15 protein-coding genes are annotated in these 17447 nt (G+C 72.0%); 10 read left to right on the top strand and 5 right to left on the bottom strand.

Features of this window, described 5'->3' with window-relative positions; translation table 11 throughout:
* From EDF46_RS04100 to EDF46_RS04090, 3 genes are all read right to left on the bottom strand, one after another.
* Nucleotides 1–1383 (bottom strand): 3' terminal RNA ribose 2'-O-methyltransferase Hen1, encoded by a 1383-nt coding sequence (locus EDF46_RS04100; protein ID WP_123504963.1) that lies wholly within the window; start codon nucleotides 1381–1383, stop codon nucleotides 1–3.
* 45 nt (nucleotides 1384–1428) lie between these two features.
* Nucleotides 1429–3024 (bottom strand): PQQ-binding-like beta-propeller repeat protein, encoded by a 1596-nt coding sequence (locus EDF46_RS04095; RefSeq protein ID WP_123504962.1) that lies wholly within the window; start codon nucleotides 3022–3024, stop codon nucleotides 1429–1431.
* Between the two features lie 79 nt (nucleotides 3025–3103).
* Nucleotides 3104–4672: a PQQ-binding-like beta-propeller repeat protein gene (locus EDF46_RS04090; RefSeq protein ID WP_123504961.1), complete on the bottom strand. Its 1569-nt coding sequence runs from the start codon at nucleotides 4670–4672 to the stop codon at nucleotides 3104–3106.
* Between the two features lie 185 nt (nucleotides 4673–4857).
* Here EDF46_RS04090 and leuC point away from each other — a divergent pair, with 185 nt between their 5' ends.
* The 6 genes from leuC (at nucleotide 4858) to EDF46_RS04060 (ending at nucleotide 11327) form a co-directional block, all read left to right on the top strand.
* Entirely contained in the window at nucleotides 4858–6336 is a 1479-nt protein-coding gene (leuC, locus tag EDF46_RS04085) for a 3-isopropylmalate dehydratase large subunit (RefSeq protein WP_199738186.1), read from the top strand.
* On the top strand, nucleotides 6336–6947 hold the full coding sequence (leuD, locus tag EDF46_RS04080) for a 3-isopropylmalate dehydratase small subunit (protein ID WP_123504960.1): 612 nt from the start codon (nucleotides 6336–6338) through the stop codon (nucleotides 6945–6947). Before leuC ends, leuD begins: the two co-directional genes overlap by 1 nt.
* Nucleotides 6947–8314, top strand: coding sequence for a UDP-N-acetylglucosamine 1-carboxyvinyltransferase (gene murA / locus EDF46_RS04075; RefSeq protein WP_123504959.1), 1368 nt, complete (start codon nucleotides 6947–6949; stop codon nucleotides 8312–8314). The genes leuD and murA overlap by 1 nt, the downstream gene beginning before the upstream one ends.
* A 15-nt stretch (nucleotides 8315–8329) precedes the next feature.
* The gene (locus EDF46_RS04070; RefSeq protein WP_199738185.1) at nucleotides 8330–9103 is read left to right on the top strand and encodes a 1-acyl-sn-glycerol-3-phosphate acyltransferase; all 774 of its coding nucleotides are present in this window, start codon (nucleotides 8330–8332) and stop codon (nucleotides 9101–9103) included.
* A gap of 85 nt (nucleotides 9104–9188) precedes the next feature.
* Entirely contained in the window at nucleotides 9189–10190 is a 1002-nt protein-coding gene (locus EDF46_RS04065) for an NAD(P)H-dependent glycerol-3-phosphate dehydrogenase (RefSeq protein ID WP_123505195.1), read from the top strand.
* A 30-nt stretch (nucleotides 10191–10220) separates the two neighbouring features.
* Nucleotides 10221–11327 (top strand): D-alanine--D-alanine ligase family protein, encoded by a 1107-nt coding sequence (locus tag EDF46_RS04060; protein WP_123504958.1) that lies wholly within the window; start codon nucleotides 10221–10223, stop codon nucleotides 11325–11327.
* Between the two features lie 102 nt (nucleotides 11328–11429).
* Here EDF46_RS04060 and EDF46_RS04055 read toward each other — a convergent pair whose 3' ends face one another.
* Nucleotides 11430–11930 (bottom strand): DUF3515 family protein, encoded by a 501-nt coding sequence (locus EDF46_RS04055; protein ID WP_123504957.1) that lies wholly within the window; start codon nucleotides 11928–11930, stop codon nucleotides 11430–11432.
* A gap of 24 nt (nucleotides 11931–11954) precedes the next feature.
* Between EDF46_RS04055 and thiL the strand changes: the two genes are divergently transcribed.
* Nucleotides 11955–12956, top strand: coding sequence for a thiamine-phosphate kinase (thiL, locus tag EDF46_RS04050; RefSeq protein ID WP_123504956.1), 1002 nt, complete (start codon nucleotides 11955–11957; stop codon nucleotides 12954–12956).
* Nucleotides 12957–12986: 30 nt separating this feature from the next.
* On the opposite strand, the gene EDF46_RS04045 is transcribed toward thiL, so the two are convergent.
* Nucleotides 12987–13553, bottom strand: coding sequence for an RsmD family RNA methyltransferase (locus tag EDF46_RS04045; RefSeq protein WP_123504955.1), 567 nt, complete (start codon nucleotides 13551–13553; stop codon nucleotides 12987–12989).
* Between the two features lie 48 nt (nucleotides 13554–13601).
* Here EDF46_RS04045 and EDF46_RS04040 point away from each other — a divergent pair, with 48 nt between their 5' ends.
* The 3 genes from EDF46_RS04040 (at nucleotide 13602) to EDF46_RS04030 (ending at nucleotide 17445) form a co-directional block, all read left to right on the top strand.
* A complete protein-coding gene (locus EDF46_RS04040; RefSeq protein WP_123504954.1) occupies nucleotides 13602–15782 on the top strand; it encodes an ATP-dependent DNA helicase RecG in 2181 nt (726 codons plus the stop codon).
* A 95-nt stretch (nucleotides 15783–15877) separates the two neighbouring features.
* Complete coding sequence (coaD, locus tag EDF46_RS04035; protein ID WP_123504953.1) at nucleotides 15878–16429, top strand: pantetheine-phosphate adenylyltransferase; 552 nt, start codon at nucleotides 15878–15880, stop codon at nucleotides 16427–16429.
* Nucleotides 16426–17445, top strand: a complete 1020-nt coding sequence (locus EDF46_RS04030) for an AAA family ATPase (protein WP_370454055.1) — start codon at nucleotides 16426–16428, stop codon at nucleotides 17443–17445. Before coaD ends, EDF46_RS04030 begins: the two co-directional genes overlap by 4 nt.
* The last annotated feature ends 2 nt before the right edge of the window (nucleotides 17446–17447 follow it).

Genomic DNA, 17447 nt, shown 5'->3' with positions numbered 1-17447 from the left:
TCAGGCCTTCCGGAAGAGCGCGAGCTGGGTGGGGGAGCCGTGAGTCTCGTCGGCGTCGCCGACGGGCCGGTACTCCACGGAGTAGCCGTGGGAGGCCGCGACGCGGTCGGCCCAGGCGGCGAAGTCGACGCGCGACCACTCGAAGCGGTGGTCGGGGTGCCGGAACCGGCCGGCCGGCAAGGACGGGTACAGGGCGTTGTAGTCGGAGTTCGGCGTGGTCACGATCACCGCGCCCGGAGCCGCGCTGCCGAAGATCGACGACTCGAGGGCGTCGAGGCGCTCCAGCTCGATGTGCTCGACGACCTCCATCAGGACGATCGCATCGAGATGCGCCAGCCGGTCGTCCTGGTAGGTGACCGACGACTGGAGCAGCCGGATGCGGTCGCGCTGCCGGTCGCTCAGGTCACGGATGTGCAGGCGGCGCTCGGCGACGTCGAGAGCGCGGTGCGAGACGTCGGTGCCGATGATGTCGGTGAACGCGGAGTCGGCGAGCAGGTGCGTGAGCAGCGCGCCCGGACCGCAGCCCACGTCGGCCACCCGGTGGGCGCCCACGTCTCGGAGCGCGGTCAGGACGGCCTCGGCGCGGTGCACGCGCAGCGGCGTCGCGATCTCGGCGTCGTCGAGCCCCTCGCGCACCGGCGATCCGTCGAGGACCTCCAGCTGCGCCGTCGCGTCGCGGACCAGGCCGCGCTGGTGCGCCAGGTACCGCCGGGTGATGAGCTCCCGCTCGGGGTGCGCCGGCAGCCAGCCCTCGCCCGCGCGCAGCAGCTTGCCGATCTCGTCGTCGCCCACCCAGTAGTGCTTCGAGTCGTCGAGAACCGGGAGCATCACGTAGAGCTGGTGCAGCGCGTCGGCGAGACGGAGGGTGCCCGTCAGCGTCAGGTCGGAGTACCGGGAGTCGCCCCACTCCGGGAACTCCGGGTCGAGCGGAACCGCGGCATCGACGACGGTCCAGCCGAGCGGCTCGAACAGGCGGCTCGCCAGACCCGGCTCGCCGCGCGACGGCACGGCCGCCAGGGTGATGGTCAGGGGGAGGGGGCTCGCCGCGAGCTCAGGGCACGCGTCGCAGCGGCCGGTCATCGCCGTGCGGAACACCTGAGCGAGCGCGCCGGCGAGCATCGACGACGACGCGTAGGGGCGGTCGTTGACGTAGTGGCCGAGCTCGGAGGAGTCGCCTCCTGAGAAGCGCTTGCTGCGGACCAGGTCGATCGCGTCGACCTCGAGCATCAGCGCCGCAGTGCAGGTCTCGTCGGTCTGCTCCGGGTAGAACACATGGGCGCGGCCGACTGCGAGATCGAACGACTGCAGGCGGCCGGGGTGCTTGTGGAGGAGGAAGCCGAGATCGGTGGCATCGGGGCCGGTGTACGTAATCGTTGCGAGCACCCGGCTCACCCTACGCGAGGCGCGGGGCACGACCGGGGCCGTCCGCTACCCCAGTCGACGTGCCAGTCCGTCGAGCCCGACGTCGATGACGTGCCCTCCCCAGACCCCCAGCTGCAGCTGCGAGGTGTGCGCCCACAGCCTCCGGCCGCTCGACAGGTCGAACGCCACGACGGTCGTCCTCGCTCCGGTGGCCCCGTAGGTGAGGGCGTAGCCGACCGTGTGGCCGGCGGCGACCACGTACGAACCGGCGGGCACGTCGGCGTGGAACCGGACGCGTCCGGTGCCTCCGTCGAGCGCGACCACCTGCGGTTCGTCGTTCGTCGACACCGTGTAGACGTCGTCCGTCCGCTGGCCGACGGCGCTGCCGGCGTAGCTGTACGACTCGGTGTCGCGACTCCAGCGGACCGCGCCCGTGCGGTAGTCGAGGCAGGTCAGCCGATCGCCGCGCAGGTTGGTGACGACGAGGCAGTCGCGGCCGACCGAGAAGCTGCCGCGCAGGTCGAGGTCGGACGACCAGAGCACCCTGCCGGTCTTGTCGACGGCCGAGAAGCCGCCCGCGGCGCTCGTCGTCACGCCGGAGCCGCGGGTACGGGCGGCGAAGACCACGTCGCCCCGCAGCGCGTAGCCGAGCGCCGTGTTCACCGGTCCGCTCCACGGACGGGGCGTGCCGGTGGCCAGCGGGATCTGCAGTGTCCCCCGGTCGCCCAGCAGCAGCCGGTCGTCGAGGGCGATCAGGGTCGCCGTCTCGTTCGCGGTGCCCTGCCACACCACCCTCGACAGCGCACGCGAATCACGGAGCTCGTAGATGTACTCGAGGCCGTCGCCCGTGCGGCGGCCCATGGCCACGACATCGCCGTTCGCCGTGAACCGGTCGTCGCCGCTCCACGACTGCGTGCCGGTCGAGCCGAGCACCTGGCCCGTGATCGTCGACAGCGTCTCGACGACGGAGGAGGTGTCCGTGCCCGAGCGCACCAGGAGGCGCGTGCCGGAGCCCGTCGTGGAGACCCACGAGATGGCCACGCCCGACCGCGCATCCACGTCGTTGGCGGTGTCGTGCACCCACCGGACCGCGCCGGTCGCCGTGTCGAGGAGCGCCACGCGCGACTTGTAGCCCGAGGGGACGATGGAGCACGAGGCGTCGTCCGAGAAGCCGGAGTTCCACGCCGAGTCGGCGCGCACCGCGGCGAGGTCCTGGCTGACGTCGACGGCCGTGAACCGGAGGCACTCGGCGGGCGCACCGGGAGCGAGCGTCGAGGCGAGGTCGACGGCCCAGGCGCGCGGGGTCGGCGAGGCGCGGACGTCGTCGACGCGCACGCCCGACCACGGCGAGAGGGTGCCGTACGACGGCTGGACCACGACGCCCACGCCGACGACCGCGGCGATGACGGCGGCCAGAGCGACATAGGAGAGCAGGATCCGCCGCGGCAGCGACGTTCGGGACCACAGACCGGCGATCCGCCCGCGGCGCGGTGCTCGACGACCCGGGCGGCGCGGGGGCGCCGACGGCGGGGTGGCGAGGCGGGGTGCGGGCAGTTCCTGCGCCCCGGTGCTCGGCTGCGCGGTCGGGAGGGGCGGACTCCACGGCGAGGCGGGCCCCGGAGGACGCGGCGGAGTCCAGGGGCGGTGGTCGATCTGCGACATGACGACGCTTCCTCGCGCGACGCTGCGCGATCGTGTTGCGGCCGGAATCACCGACCGCCCCGGAGCCTAGTCTTCGCGCCTACGTTCCGAGCACCGTGCCCGGAGGATTCGTCAGCTCTCTCACGATGCCGTCGCTGGAGAGCTCGACCAGCCGCCCGCCCCACATCTCGGTGTCGCCGTCGTCGAGCACGTTCCGCTGCCAGAGGATCCGCCCCGACTCGGTATCGAACGCGATCAGGCCGATCGGCGTGCCGCTGAGGCTCGACGACACCAGGTAGCCGGTCGTGCGCGAGACGGCGGCGATCGTCGTCGTCGGCAGGAGGTCGACCGAGAACTTCGGCCTGCCGCTGCCGCCGGCGAGCATCACGAGCTCGGAGTGGTTGCCGAAGCTCCGGAAGACCGCGACGTCGTCGGTCGTCTGCCCGATCATGCCGGTGGGCGAGCCCTGCGAGGCCAGGTCGCGAGTCCAGCGGCTCGCGCCGGTCGCTCGATCGACGCACCGCAGCGACGTGGTTCCGGGCAGGGAGGTCAGCAGGCAGCTGCGGCTGAGCCCGGCGAAGTCGCCGAGGCCGCCGCGCGTCCACAGGCGCCTGCCCTCCGGGCTCCACGCCGTGATCGCGACGCCGCTCGCCAGCGTGTCGCTCGTGAACAGGTCGACGCCGTCCTCCTCGACCGAGCCGAAGCCCACGGTGCCGTCGCCGACCTGGTTCGCCTCGCCGGTGGCGCCGTCGATGCGGACCGACCGGCCGTCGACCTCGGTGAAGAGGCCGCTCCGCAGCAGCACGACCGGGGTCGAGTCGGGCAGGAGGTCGGTCCAGACCGGGTCGCCGAGGGTGCGGATGTCCGTGAGGGTCCACAGGCTCGAGCCCTCGCGCGACGTGCTGACGCTGTAGGCGACCAGGCTGCCCTCGACCAGCGGGCCCGAGCCGATGTCGCCGCGCGGCACCTGGATGCTGCTCAGCAGCGTCCCGTCGCCGAGCGAGAGCACCGCGAGAGTGAACCGGCCGTCGGTCGTGAACGCCACGAGCACGCGCCCCACGTCGGCGCGAATCCAGGTCTGCTGCACCGTGAACGTCCCGGTCGTCGCCGGGAACTCGCGGCTCAGGTCGTGACGCCATCGCACGTCGCCGGTGACGGGGTCGAAGAGGGCGACGGTGGCGTCGACCTGCTGGATCGTCGACACCGAGCAGTTCGCCGTCGATCCGAGCGAGGGCGAGTCGGCCGTGATCATCACGAGCGGGTCGGTGGCCGACGAGGCCCGGAACTCCGCACACCGCGACGGCACGCCGGGCAGTATCGCGCGCGACAGGTTCGTCGTCCAGCCGGTGGGCTCGGGGCTCTGGCGCACGTCGGCGATCGCCGCGTCACGCCACGGAGCGAGATCGCCGTACGACGGAGTGAGGGCCGTGCCCACGCCCGTGACCGCCCCGATCACGAGGGCCAGCAGCGCGAAGCCGGCGATCACCCTCTTGGCGGGCGAGAGCGGCAGCCGTCGTCGACGGCGTCGGGAGGCGACGGGCGCAGGAACTCGGCGCTCGCCGACGGGCGCGACCGGCAGGCCCGCGATCGCCGTCGGCGTGCCGAGCGCGGCGCCGTGCGGTGCGGCGGGGGCGGGGCGCTCGGGGCGCGCCGGGGTCCAACCCGTCATCCCAGCACCGCCTTCGCTCGGCCCCCTCGTCAGCCGCACTCTATCCGTCCGGGAAGAACGCGGCGCGGGGGCGCGTTGGCCTCCGGGCTGTTGCCCCTGGTTCCCCTCCGGGCTGTTGCCCCTGGTTCCCCTCCGGGGAAACACAGCCGTAACACGGCTAGACTCGTCCGATCCGAAGCCAACCGATGGAGGGCACACCCTTGGGTAGAACGCTCGCAGAAAAAGTGTGGGACGACCACGTCGTCGTCAAAGGCGCCGACGGCGCTCCCGACCTTCTCTACATCGACCTCCACCTCGTGCACGAGGTCACGAGCCCCCAGGCGTTCGACGGCCTCCGCCAGGCCGACCGCCCAGTCCGCCGCCTCGACCTCACGATCGCGACCGAGGACCACAACACGCCGACGCTCGCCATCGACCGTCCCATCGCCGACCTGACGAGCCGCACCCAGATCGAGACGCTGCGCAGCAACGCCGCCGAGTTCGGCGTCCGCCTGCACTCGCTGGGCGACGCCGAGCAGGGCATCGTGCACGTCGTCGGCCCGCAGCTCGGCCTCACCATGCCGGGCGTCACGGTCGTCTGCGGCGACTCGCACACGTCGACGCACGGCGCCTTCGGCGCCATGGCGTTCGGCATCGGCACCAGCGAGGTCGAGCACGTCCTCGCCACGCAGACGCTGCCGCTCAAGCCGTTCAAGACGATGGCCATCACGGTCGAGGGCGAGCTGCGCCCCGGCGTCACGGCGAAAGACATCATCCTGGCCGTCATCGCCAAGATCGGCACCGGCGGCGGCCAGGGCTACGTGCTCGAGTACCGCGGCAGCGCCATCCGCTCCCTCTCGATGGAGGGGCGCATGACCATCTGCAACATGTCGATCGAGGCCGGCGCCCGAGCCGGCATGGTCGCGCCCGACCAGATCACCTACGACTACCTGCAGGGCCGTCCGCACGCCCCGGAGGGCGAAGACTGGCGCGACGCTGTCGCCTACTGGAACACTCTGCCCACCGACGACGACGCCGTGTTCGACGCCGAGGTCTTCCTCGACGCGGGCGAGCTCGAGCCGTTCGTGACGTGGGGCACCAACCCGGGCCAGGGCGTGTCGCTCTCGGAGTCCGTCCCCGATCCTGCCGCCATCAGCGACCCGAACGAGAAGGCCGCCGCGTCGCGCGCCCTCGAGTACATGGACCTCGCCGCCGGCACTCCGATGAAGGAGATCGCCGTCGACGCGGTCTTCATGGGCTCCTGCACCAACAGCCGCATCGAAGACCTGCGGGCCTTCGCGTCGATCGTCCGGGGCCAGAAGAAGGCCGAGGGCGTCCGGGTCATGGTCGTCCCGGGCTCGGCGCGCGTCCGCATCGAAGCCGAGGCCGAGGGCCTCGACAAGGTGTTCACCGACTTCGGCGCCGAGTGGCGCTTCGCCGGCTGCTCGATGTGCCTCGGCATGAACCCCGACCAGCTCGCACCGGGCGAGCGCTGCGCCTCCACGTCGAACCGCAACTTCGAGGGCCGCCAGGGCAAGGGCGGGCGCACGCACCTCGTGTCGCCGCTCGTCGCAGCCGCCACGGCCATCCGCGGCACGCTCTCGAGCCCGTGGGACCTCGCGGCCGACTCCTCCACCGCCGCCGCCTCGAACTCTGCCGCCTCCGAGCTGGAAGGGGCCCTGTAATGCACAAGACCACCGTGGTCACGGGCACGCCCGCGCCCCTCAAGCGATCGAACGTCGACACCGACCAGATCATCCCGGCCGTCTTCCTCAAGCGCGTCACCAAGACCGGCTTCGAGGACGCCCTGTTCTACTCGTGGCGCCAGGACCCCGAGTTCGTGATCAACCGCCCCGAGTTCCAGGGCGCAAAGGTGCTCGTCGCCGGGCCCGACTTCGGCACCGGATCGAGCCGCGAGCACGCCGTCTGGGCGCTTCGCGACTTCGGCTTCGAGGTCGTCCTCAGCCCGCGCTTCGCCGACATCTTCCGCGGCAACTCGGGCAAGCAGGGCCTGCTCGCCGCCGTCGTGGCCGAACCCGAGATCGAGAAGATCTGGGCCATCATCGACGCGGCCGTGGAGGCCGGCGAGCCGGTCCCCGAGATCACGGTCGACCTGGCCGAGCAAACCGCCACGATCGCGGGCTACACGGTTTCGTTCGAGGTCGATGCTTACACTAAGTGGCGTCTCCTCGAGGGGCTGGACGACATCGCCCTGACTCTCCGCGACGAGGCGGCAATCACAGAATTCGAATCACGCCGCGCCACCTGGCGGCCCAAGACATTGCCGGTGAAGTAGTGAACTCCCTTGTTCAGGATGCAGCAGCAGCAGGCGCCCGCGTGGGCCTGAAGTCCGACGAGATCGTCATCCGCGGCGGCAAGCCGCTGATCGGACGCATCGAGGTCCGCGGCGCCAAGAACCTGGCGACGAAGGCCATGGTCGCCTCGCTCCTCGGCGACACGCCCTCGATCCTGAAGGACGTGCCCGACATCAGCGACGTCAACGTCGTCCGCGGGCTCCTCTCGATCCACGGCGTCCGTATCACCGACCCGGCTCGCGGCGAGATGATCCTCGACCCGTCGAACGTCGAGGGCGCGCACTTCGCCGAGATCGACGCGCACGCGGGCTCCTCGCGCATCCCGATCCTGTTCTGCGGCCCGCTCCTGCACCGGCTGGGCGAGGCGTTCATCCCCGACCTCGGCGGCTGCCGCATCGGCGACCGACCGATCGACTTCCACATGGACGCCCTCCGCGCGTTCGGCGCCGTCGTCGACAAGTCGTACAACGGCATCCACCTGACTGCCCCGAACGGCCTCAAGGGCGCCAATATCGAGCTCCCGTACCCGAGCGTCGGCGCGACGGAGCAGGTGCTGCTGACGGCGGTCCTCGCCGAGGGCGTGACGGAGCTGCGCAACGCCGCCATCGAGCCCGAGATCATGGACCTCATCGCGATCCTGCAGAAGATGGGCGCGATCGTGAACGTCGAGCCGAACCGCGTCATCTTCATCGAGGGCCAGAAGTCGCTCCGCGGCTACACCCACCGTGCAATCAACGACCGCAACGAGGCGGCCTCCTGGGCCGCCGCGGCTCTGGCCACCAAGGGCGACATCTTCGTCGAGGGCGCCAAGCAGCAAGACCTCATGACCTTCCTCAATGTCTTCCGCAAGGTCGGCGGCGAGTTCGACGTCCACGAGGACGGCATCCGCTTCTACCACCCGGGCGGCGAGCTCAAGCCCGTCGTCATCGAGACCGACGTGCACCCCGGCTTCATGACGGACTGGCAGCAGCCGCTCGTCGTGGCCCTCACTCAGGCTCATGGCGTCTCCGTCGTCCACGAGACCGTCTACGAGAACCGCTTCCAGTTCACCGAGGCGCTCAACGACATGGGTGCGCAGATCGTCGTTCACAAGGACGGCCTCAAGCACGCCGACCGCCGCGTCGCCCGTCGCGACTTCGAGCAGGCCGCCGTCATCACCGGCCCGACTCCGCTTCACGGCGCCGACATCCGCGTGCCCGACCTGCGCGGCGGCTTCAGCCACCTGATCGCGGCGCTGACCGCGGAGGGCGAGTCGAAGATCACGAACGTCGGGATCATCGCGCGCGGCTACGAGCACTTCGTGGCGAAGCTGCGGAAGCTCGGTGCGGACTTCGACTTCGCGGGATAGACGGCCATCGTCGCAATGAACCCCGACGCGCCCCTGCCCCCGCAGAAGCGCACACGCGAACCCAACGCCGTCTTCGCCGTGGCAGGACGCATCGCCTATGTGCCGCTGCTGGCCCTCGCGAGCTACCGGCTGAAGAACCCCGAGAAGCTCCCGGCCGACGGCGCTTTCGTGCTCACACCCAACCACTACAGCAACTTCGACCCGCTCGCCGTGGCGTTCGCCCTGTGGCGGCGGGGGCGGATCACGCGGTTCCTCGCGAAGGAGTCGCTCTTCCGGGTGCCCGTGCTCGGGTGGATCCTGCGCCAGACGAAGATGGTGCCGGTGGATCGCTCCGGGCGCACCCGGGGGTCCGACCCCGTCGCGGCCGGCGTCGCCTCGCTCGCCACGGGAGCCTGCGTGGTCGTCTACCCCGAGGGCTCGCTCACGCGTCAGCCCGACCTCTGGCCGATGCGGGGCAAGGGCGGCGCCGTCCGCATGGCGATCGACGCCGGCGTGCCGCTGATCCCGATGGCCAGCTGGGGCGTGCAGGAGCTCCTGCCGCCGTCGAACAAACTCCGCCTCTTTCCGCGCAAGCGGTTCACCTTCGTCATCGGCGACCCGGTCGACCTCTCGGCCTACCGGGGGCGCCACCTCGACCAACACGAGGTCGCCGAGGCCACCGAGCTCGTCATGAGCCGCATCGACGCGCTCGTCGCCGAGCTCCGGGGCGGGCAGCCGCCGGCCGTCCGGTACGACCCCGCGCACCACAACCAATCCGAGATCGGGCGTTTCGACCGTGGCACCTCCTAGCTCCTCCGGCCCTCAGGAGGGCCTCGACCGACTCAGCAAGGGATTCGTGACGACCGAGGCGATCTCGATCGTCCGGGCCGCGTCGATGGAGCGCCGCGTGGCCGTGCTCGGCGCCGGCAGCTGGGGCACGACGTTCGCGAAGGTGCTCGCCGAGGGCGGCGCCGAGGTGCAGATGTGGGCCCGCCGGCCCGAGATCGCCCGCGAGGTCACCGAGACCCACCGCAATAGCGACTACCTGCCCGGCATCAACCTGCCGATCACCCTGACGGCGTCGCCGAGCATCCCCGCGGTGCTCGACCGGGCCGAGCAGATCTACGTGTCGGTGCCCTCGCAGACGCTCCGCCAGAACCTCTCCGAGATCCGCGACCTGATCCCCGACGGCGTGCCGGTCATCAGCCTGATGAAGGGCGTCGAGAAGTCGACGGGCCTGCGAATGAGCGAGGTCATCATCCAGGCCCTCGGCATCGACCCGTCGCTGGTCGCCGTCGCCTCCGGGCCGAACCTCGCCCTCGAGATCGCCAAGCGCCAGCCGACCGCGGCCGTCATCTCGTCCCAGAGCCTCGAGACCGCGACGCTGGTAGCCGCGACCGCCACGAACCCGTACTTCCGCTCGTTCGTCAACACCGACGTGATCGGCACGGAGTTCGGCGGCGTCCTGAAGAACCTCATCGCCGTCGCGATCGGGATCGTCGACGGAGTCGGCTACGGCGAGAACACGAAGGCGTCGATCATCACGCGCGGCCTCGCCGAGATGACCAGCTTCGCCGTCTCGTTCGGCGCCAAGCCGGAGACGCTCGCCGGTCTCGCGGGCCTCGGCGACTTGATCGCCACCTGCCAGTCCCCGCTCTCGCGCAACAACACGGCGGGGCGCCTGCTCGGCCAGGGCTACCGGTACGACGACGTGATCCGCCAGATGAACCAGACGGCCGAGGGCCTCGCGTCGGTCGCCCCCATCCTCGAGCTGGCCCGGTCGCGCGGCGTCGACATGCCCATCGTCCAGCAGGTCGCCGAGGTCCTCGCCGGTACTCTGGACCCGCGCAACATCGCGCCGCACCTCACCGAGACCGACGAGCCGCAGGGCGAGTAGGGCTCGCACCGCATCGTCGAAAGGCGCCCCGTGACCGACACCACTCCTGCCTCCCGTCTTCGCGTGGTCCTCCTGTTCGGCGGCCGCTCCAGCGAGCACTCGATCAGCTGCGCCACAGCGGGCGGAGTGCTCGCGGCGCTCGACCGCGACCGCTACGACGTGATCCCGGTGGGCATCACCCGTGACGGCGCCTTCACGCTCCAACCCGACGACGCGGCGCACTTCGCCCTCGACGCCGAGAAGCTGCCCTCCGTCGAGGCCAACGGCACGCAGGTGCGCTGGCCCGAGTCGTCCGCGACGCGCGAGATGACCGTCGTCGAAGACGGGGTCGAGCGGTCGCTGGGCGAGGTCGACGTCGTGTTCCCCATCCTGCACGGCCCCTTCGGCGAGGACGGCTCCGTCCAGGGCATGCTCGAGCTGCTCGGCCTGCCGTACGTCGGCGCGGGCATCCTCGCCTCAGCCGTCGGCATGGACAAGCACTTCGCCAAGACGGTGCTCCAGGCCGCCGGCATCGACGTCGCGCCGTGGATCACGGTCCCCGCCCGCGACTGGGCCGACCGTCGCGCCGTCGTCGAGGAGCACGTCGAAGAGCTCGGCTGGCCCGTCTTCGTCAAGCCGGCCCGTGCCGGCTCCAGCGTCGGCGTCTCGAAGGCGACCTCGCTCGCCTCGCTCGCCACCGCCATGGAGATCGCGTTGGCCGAAGACTCGAAGGTGCTCGTCGAGGCGGCCGTCGTCGGCCGCGAGCTCGAGATGGCCGTGCTCGGCGGCCGCGGCGGCGGAGCGCCCCGCACATCCGTCGCGGGCGAGATCGTGCTCGCTGACGACAAGTTCTACGACTTCGAGTCGAAGTACCTCGGCGCCCCCGGGGCCGACCTGGTCTGCCCGGCCGCTCTGTCGGGCGCCGAGTTCGAGCAGTTCTCCGAACTCGCCGCCCGTGCCTTCGACGCCATCGGCGGGGCCGGCCTCGCCCGCGTCGACGTGTTCCTCACCGACGAGGGGTTCATCGTCAACGAGCTGAACACGATGCCGGGCTTCACGCCGATCTCCATGTTCCCGGCGTGCTGGCTGGCCTCCGGCCTCAGCTACCCCGCGCTGCTCGACGAGCTGATCGCGCTCGGCCTCGAGACGATCCGCTAGGGCGAGTTCCTGCGCCGGCCCGTCTGTGCCGGCCCGTCTGCACCTGCCCGCCTGCGCCTGCCCGCCTGTGCCTGCCCGCCTGTGCCTGCCCGCCTGGGCGGGCTACGGGGCGGGGGTCGCGTCGGACGGCGACTGGCACGCCCGGTTCTGCGGCAGCGTGCCGACGGCGCTCGACACGTCGTGCAGGACGTTCGTCGGGGCCTCGACGGCCTTCGTGTCGACGACGACCTGCACGCCGGGGCTACGGCCGTACGTGGTGAAGGTGGCCTTCGAGGTGCCGATGTCGGCGAGCCAGTCGACGCCCTCGATCGTGTAGCACGAGAGGTCTGACACCTCGGGCGTCGTGATGCCGCACGTCAGCACGATCGACGTCGGTGAGCCCCACGCGCTCGTGCCCTGCGCGTTCGTCTCGCGGACGGTCTCGGACTCCACCGAGGTCGGCAGGTGCACGACGACGTCGGCGCACGCGACGGTGTCGGCCCGCGCCGCGGGCTGCAGATGCACGCTCGTGACCTGCACGGCGGCACACCCGGCGAGCACGGGCACGGCGGCCAGGGCGGCGGCGAGGGCGAGGGCCGCGCGGCGGCGGCGACGGGGAGGCATCGACGTCCACGCTACCGTGAGTGCATGAGTGAGAGTGCCGCGACCAGCGCGCCCGAGACCGTCGAGAGCCTCGGCGAGGTCGCCACCCTCGGCCGCATCCTGCCGCGCCTGCCGAAGGGCGACCGCACGCTGCTCGGGCCCGGCGACGACGCGGCGGTGGTGGCCGCGGCCGACGGGCGCTTCGTGGTCACGACCGACCTGATGGTGCACGGCCCCGACTTCCGGCTCGCCTGGTCGACGCCCTACGACCTGGGCTGGAAGGCCGCCGCCTCCAACTTCACCGACGTGGCCGCGATGGGGGCGGCTCCGACGGCGCTGGTCGTCGCGCTGGCGGTGCCGGGCGATACCGAGGCGGCCTTCCTCGAGCGGTTCGCCGACGGCCTCGCCGACGGCTGCGCGGTGATGGCGCCGGGCTGCGGCGTGGTCGGCGGCGACATGTCGGTCTCGCGCACGATGACCATCGCCGTCACCGCGTTCGGCGACCTCGACGGGCGTGCTCCCGTGCGGCGCGACGGCGCTCGTCCGGGCGACCTCGTAGCCGTGTCGGGGGTTCTCGGCGACTCGGGGTCGGGCCTCGAGCGGCTCTTCGCCGAGGCGGTCGACGGCGCAGGAACTCCCGATCGCCGAGCCGCCGACGCTCTCCGCCTGAGCGACCCCCGTGTCGCGTGGCACCTCGCGCCGACGCCGCCGGTCGCCGACGGTGTGCTGGCCGCCGTCGCCGGGGCCACCGCCATGCTCGATCTCTCTGACGGACTCGCCCTCGACGCGGGCCGCGTCGCCCGGGCCTCCGGCGTCACGCTCGACCTCGTCGGGTCGGCGCTCGGGCCCGACCCGCTCGCGGCCCTCCGCGGGGGAGAGGACCACTCGCTCCTGGCGACGTTCCCCGCCGACGCCGTCCTGCCCGGCGGCTTCCGCCCGGTGGGCGTCGTGCGCGCGGGGGAGCACGTCGTGCTCCTCGACGGAGCGCCCCTCGCGGATGCGACGGGGTGGGACCCGTACGCGCGGTGGTCGGGCGGGGTGGGCTGAGTTCCTGCGCCCGATGCTCTCGGGAGGCCGCTAGGCGCGAGCCCACCAGAGCACGGTGTCGCCGTACGACTTCTTCGTCTCGAGGGCGAGGCCGTCCGGCCAGATCGGCTCGCCGCTGCGGGCGCGGCGCTCGACGACGACGAGCGCGTCGGCCTCGAGGGCCGGCACGAGGGCCACGAGGTCGAGGCGGAGGTCGTCGTCGCCGAGCTCGTAGGGCGGGTCGATGAGTACCAGGTCGAACGCCTTCTGCGGGGCGTGCTGCAGGTAGGCGCGCACAGTCTGGGTCGCGACGTCGATCGAGGGGGCCGACCCGCGGGGCGCGCGGCCGGCCACGAGCGTGCCGTTGGCGCGGCAGAGGCGGGCGGCCTGCGGGCCCTTCTCGACGAGGGTGACCGTCGCGGCGCCGCGGGAGGCGGCCTCGAGGCCGAGAGCCCCCGTGCCCGCATAGAGGTCGAGCACGCGGAGGCCGCGGACCTCGTCGCGCGCCTCCAGCGCCGAGAACAGCGCCTCGCGGACGCGGTCGCTGGTGGGCCGGGTGCCGGTCTTCGGGACGCGGAGGGCGGTGGAGCCGGCGAAGCCGCTGATGATGCGAGTCACGGCACCATCATCGCAGGCGGTGTCGGCGGCGCCGGGTAGCGTTGAGCCGTGCCCACCTCTCCGCTCGACACGACGCTGTCCAACGCGCTCGGCGGGCGCACGGCCGGTGCCCTCAAGCGCGCGTTCGGGTACGAGACGGTCGGCGACCTGCTCAGCCACTATCCGCGGCGCTATGCGCGGCGCGGCGAGCTCACCGCCCTCAGCGAGCTGGCCATCGGCGAGAGCGTCACGATCGTGGCCGAGGTGCTCGACGTGCGCGAGCGCACGATGCGCGCGCGACGCGGGTCGATCCTCGAGGTGCGGATCGGCGACGGCCAGGGGATCCTGACCCTGACCTTCTTCAACCAGGCCTGGCGGGCGAAAGACCTGGTCCCGGGCATCCGCGGCATCTTCGCGGGCAAGGTCGGCGACTACCGGGGCAACCGCCAGCTGGCGCATCCCGACTACGAGCTGTTCGAGCAGGGCGACGAGCGGAACGCCGAGGCCGGCGATGCCACGGCGCAGAGATGGGCGAAGCAGCCCATCCCGATCTACCCGGCCAGCGCGTCGGTGGCCTCGTGGCAGGTGCAGAAGTCGATCGAGGTCGCCCTCGACACCCTGCCGCCGCTGCCCGACTCCGTGCCCGAGACGGTACGTGCCGAGCTGCAGCTGATGCCGCTGCGCGAAGCGCTCGAGAAGGTGCACCGGCCCGAGCGCGACCGCGACTGGAAGGCCGCGCGCGAGACGCTGAAGTTCGACGAGGCGTTCGTGCTGCAGGCGGCACTGCTGCAGCAGCGCGCCGAGCTGAGGGTGTCGGCGGCGGTGGCGCGAGTTCCTGCGCCCGCTGGTCTTCTGGCCCGGTTCGACGAGGCCCTGCCCTTCGACCTGACCGGCGACCAGTCGCTCGTCGGTGCCGAGATCGCACGCGACCTGGCGGCCGACGTGCCGATGAACCGTCTCGTGCAGGGCGAGGTCGGCTCGGGCAAGACGCTGGTCGCCCTGCGCGCGATGCTCGCGGTCGCCGAGTCGGGCGGGCAGTCGGCGCTGCTCGCGCCCACCGAGGTGCTCGCGGCGCAGCACCTCCGATCCATCGTGACGACCCTCGGTCCTGATCTCGCGGCCACGCTGCGGCCGGTCCTCCTGACCGGGCAGATGCCGGTCGCCGAGCGCCGCAAGGCCACGCTCGCGATGGTGAGCGGACAGGCGCAGATCGTCGTCGGCACGCACGCCCTCATCTCGGACCGCGTCGAGTTCTACGACCTCGGGCTCGTGGTCGTCGACGAGCAGCACCGGTTCGGCGTCGAGCAGCGGGAGGCGCTGCGGCGCAAGGGGCAGACCCCTCCGCACGTGCTCGTGCTGACGGCGACGCCGATCCCGCGCACGGTGGCCATGACGGTGTTCGGCGACCTCGACGTGTCGACCATCGCGGAGCTGCCGAAGGGACGGCAGCCGATCGAGTCGTTCGTCGTGCCGCTCGTCGACCACCCGGGTTGGATCTCGCGGGTGTGGGAGCGGTCGTCCGAGGAGATCGCGCGAGGCCGCCAGGTGTTCGTGGTGTGTCCGGCCATCGACGCCGCGACGCCCGAGGTCGCCGACGAGCTCGCCGAAGACGCGGAGGCCGCCGAGGCGCCGGTGGCCATAGCCAGCGTCGACGGCGTCCTGGCCGCCCTGCGCGACGCGCCCGCTCTCGCCGGGCGGCGCATCGAGCCGCTTCACGGCCGGATGAGCGCCGTCGAGAAAGACGCCGTGATGCAGGAGTACGCCGCCGGACGCATCGACGTGCTCGTCGCGACCACCGTGATCGAGGTGGGCGTCGACGTGCCGAACGCCTCGACGATGGTGGTGCTCGATGCCGAGCGGTTCGGCGTCTCGCAGCTCCACCAGCTCCGCGGCCGGGTCGGCCGGGGCGGGCACCCGGGGCTCTGCCTGCTCGTCACGAACGCGGAGGAGGGGACGACCGCGCGAGAGCGGGTCGCCGCCGTGGCCTCCACGACCGACGGCTTCGAGCTCGCCCAGATCGACCTCGACCTGCGGAGGGAGGGCGATGTGCTCGGCAGCCTGCAGTCGGGCGGACGCTCGTCGCTGCGGCTGCTGCGGGTCGCGCACGACGGCGACGTGATCGCGCTGGCGCGCGAGCACGCCGCCGAGGTGATCGAGGCCGACCCGACGCTCGCCGGGCACCCGGCCCTCGCCGCGGCGCTGGCCCGCCGACTCGACGACGCCAGCCGCGACGCGCTCGCCAAGAACTGACACCCGTGCGCGTCACCGCGAGTTCACCGAGACCGTCAGTGACGCGTCACGGAAGTGTTCAGCCAGGTGTCGCCTTCGACTACTAGGGTGGCCGAATGAGCACGATTGCCGTCGTCCCGGGGTCCTTCGATCCGGTGACGCTCGGGCACCTCGACGTGATCGTCCGGGCCGCGGGCCTGTTCGACGAGCTCCACGTCCTGGTCGTGCACAACCCCGACAAGGCGGCCTTGATCCCCATCGAGAAGCGCGTCGAGTTCATCAGCGATGCGGTCGCTGCCGCAGGCGCGCCCGACAAGGTGACGGTCACCAGCTGGAGCGAGGGGCTGCTCGTCGACTACTGCGTGCGCGTCGGAGCGAAGGTGCTGGTCAAGGGCATCCGCTCGCAGGTCGACGTCGCCTACGAGACGCCGATGGCGATCATGAACCGCAGCCTCGCCGGCGTCGAGACGGTGTTCCTGCTTCCCGACCCGGCGCACGCGCTCGTGTCGTCGTCGCTCGTGCGTCAGGTGGCCGCGCTGGGCGGCGACATCTCGCCCTACGTCCCCGCCGACGTGGCCGCCTACCTCGCGACCGGGCCCGGCGCGCCCGCCGCAGCCGGCACGACCCCGCCCGAGCTCCCCTCGGCTCCGAACAACGGATCAGCATGACGACGACGACGCAGAACGCCCAGAACCCCTCCCTCTCATCCGGCGGCGAGGCCCCGATGGAGCTCGACGAGGTGCAGTACCTCGCGCGCACCATCCTCGAGGCAGTCGGCACCGTCATCGACGGCAAGGCCGGCGCGATCTCGACCGCCCTGACCGTCATGCTCGCCGAGGGCCACCTCCTGATCGAAGACGTGCCGGGTGTGGGCAAGACCCAGCTCGCACGCGCCCTCGCCAAGGCCGTCGACGCGTCGGTCAGCCGCATCCAGTTCACGCCCGATCTGCTGCCGAGCGACATCACCGGCGTCTCGATCTTCGACCGCCAGGCCAACGCGTTCGAGTTCAAGCCCGGCCCGGTCTTCGCCAACATCGTCATCGGCGACGAGATCAACCGGGCCTCGCCCAAGACGCAGTCCGCCCTCCTCGAGAGCCTCGAGGAGCGCCAGGTGACCGTCGACGGCTTCTCGCACCCGCTGCCCGACCCGTTCCTCGTGGTCGCGACTCAGAACCCGGTCGAGATGGAGGGGACGTACTCGCTCCCCGAGGCCCAGCGCGACCGCTTCATGGCCCGGATCTCGCTCGGCTACCCCGACGCCGCCAGCGAGCTGCGCATGCTCAGCCAGCGCGAGACGGCGAGCCCCCTCGACGCGCTCCGGCCCCTCGTCACGCTCGCGCAGCTGCGCCGGATGATCGCCGCCGTGCGCCGCGTGTACGCCGCCCGCACTGTCGAGCGCTACACCGTCGACATCGTGCAGGCCACGCGCGTCCACCCCGACCTCCGCCTCGGGGCGAGCCCGCGTGCCACCCTGCAGCTCATGCGCGCCGCCAAGGCGTGGGCCGCGCTCAACGGCCGCCGCTTCGTCATCCCCGACGACGTCGACGCCCTGAGCGGGCCAGTGCTCGGCCACCGGCTGATCCTCGCCGGCCGCTCCGGCGCCGGCGCGGTGTCGGCCGCCTACGACATCGTCGAGCAGGTGGTGCGCACGACGCCCGTGCCGCTCGACGAGCCCGCCGTCTGAGC

It is taken from the genome of Frondihabitans sp. PhB188 (assembly GCF_003752365.1).
GTDB lineage: Bacteria > Actinomycetota > Actinomycetes > Actinomycetales > Microbacteriaceae > Frondihabitans.
This window is presented reverse-complemented; position numbering and strand designations above follow the sequence as displayed.

Excerpts from the sequence above, each read along its gene's own strand:
- EDF46_RS04095 (WP_123504962.1), bottom strand. The coding sequence starts at position 3,024 with ATGTCGCAGATCGACCACCGCCCCTGGACTCCGCCGCGTCCTCCGGGG.
- EDF46_RS04090 (WP_123504961.1), bottom strand. The coding sequence starts at position 4,672 with ATGACGGGTTGGACCCCGGCGCGCCCCGAGCGCCCCGCCCCCGCCGCA.
- leuC (WP_199738186.1), top strand. The coding sequence starts at position 4,858 with ATGGAGGGCACACCCTTGGGTAGAACGCTCGCAGAAAAAGTGTGGGAC.
- leuD (WP_123504960.1), top strand. The coding sequence starts at position 6,336 with ATGCACAAGACCACCGTGGTCACGGGCACGCCCGCGCCCCTCAAGCGA.
- EDF46_RS04070 (WP_199738185.1), top strand. The coding sequence starts at position 8,330 with ATGAACCCCGACGCGCCCCTGCCCCCGCAGAAGCGCACACGCGAACCC.
- EDF46_RS04065 (WP_123505195.1), top strand. The coding sequence starts at position 9,189 with ATGGAGCGCCGCGTGGCCGTGCTCGGCGCCGGCAGCTGGGGCACGACG.
- EDF46_RS04055 (WP_123504957.1), bottom strand. The coding sequence starts at position 11,930 with ATGCCTCCCCGTCGCCGCCGCCGCGCGGCCCTCGCCCTCGCCGCCGCC.
- thiL (WP_123504956.1), top strand. The coding sequence starts at position 11,955 with ATGAGTGAGAGTGCCGCGACCAGCGCGCCCGAGACCGTCGAGAGCCTC.
- coaD (WP_123504953.1), top strand. The coding sequence starts at position 15,878 with ATGAGCACGATTGCCGTCGTCCCGGGGTCCTTCGATCCGGTGACGCTC.
- EDF46_RS04030 (WP_370454055.1), top strand. The coding sequence starts at position 16,426 with ATGACGACGACGACGCAGAACGCCCAGAACCCCTCCCTCTCATCCGGC.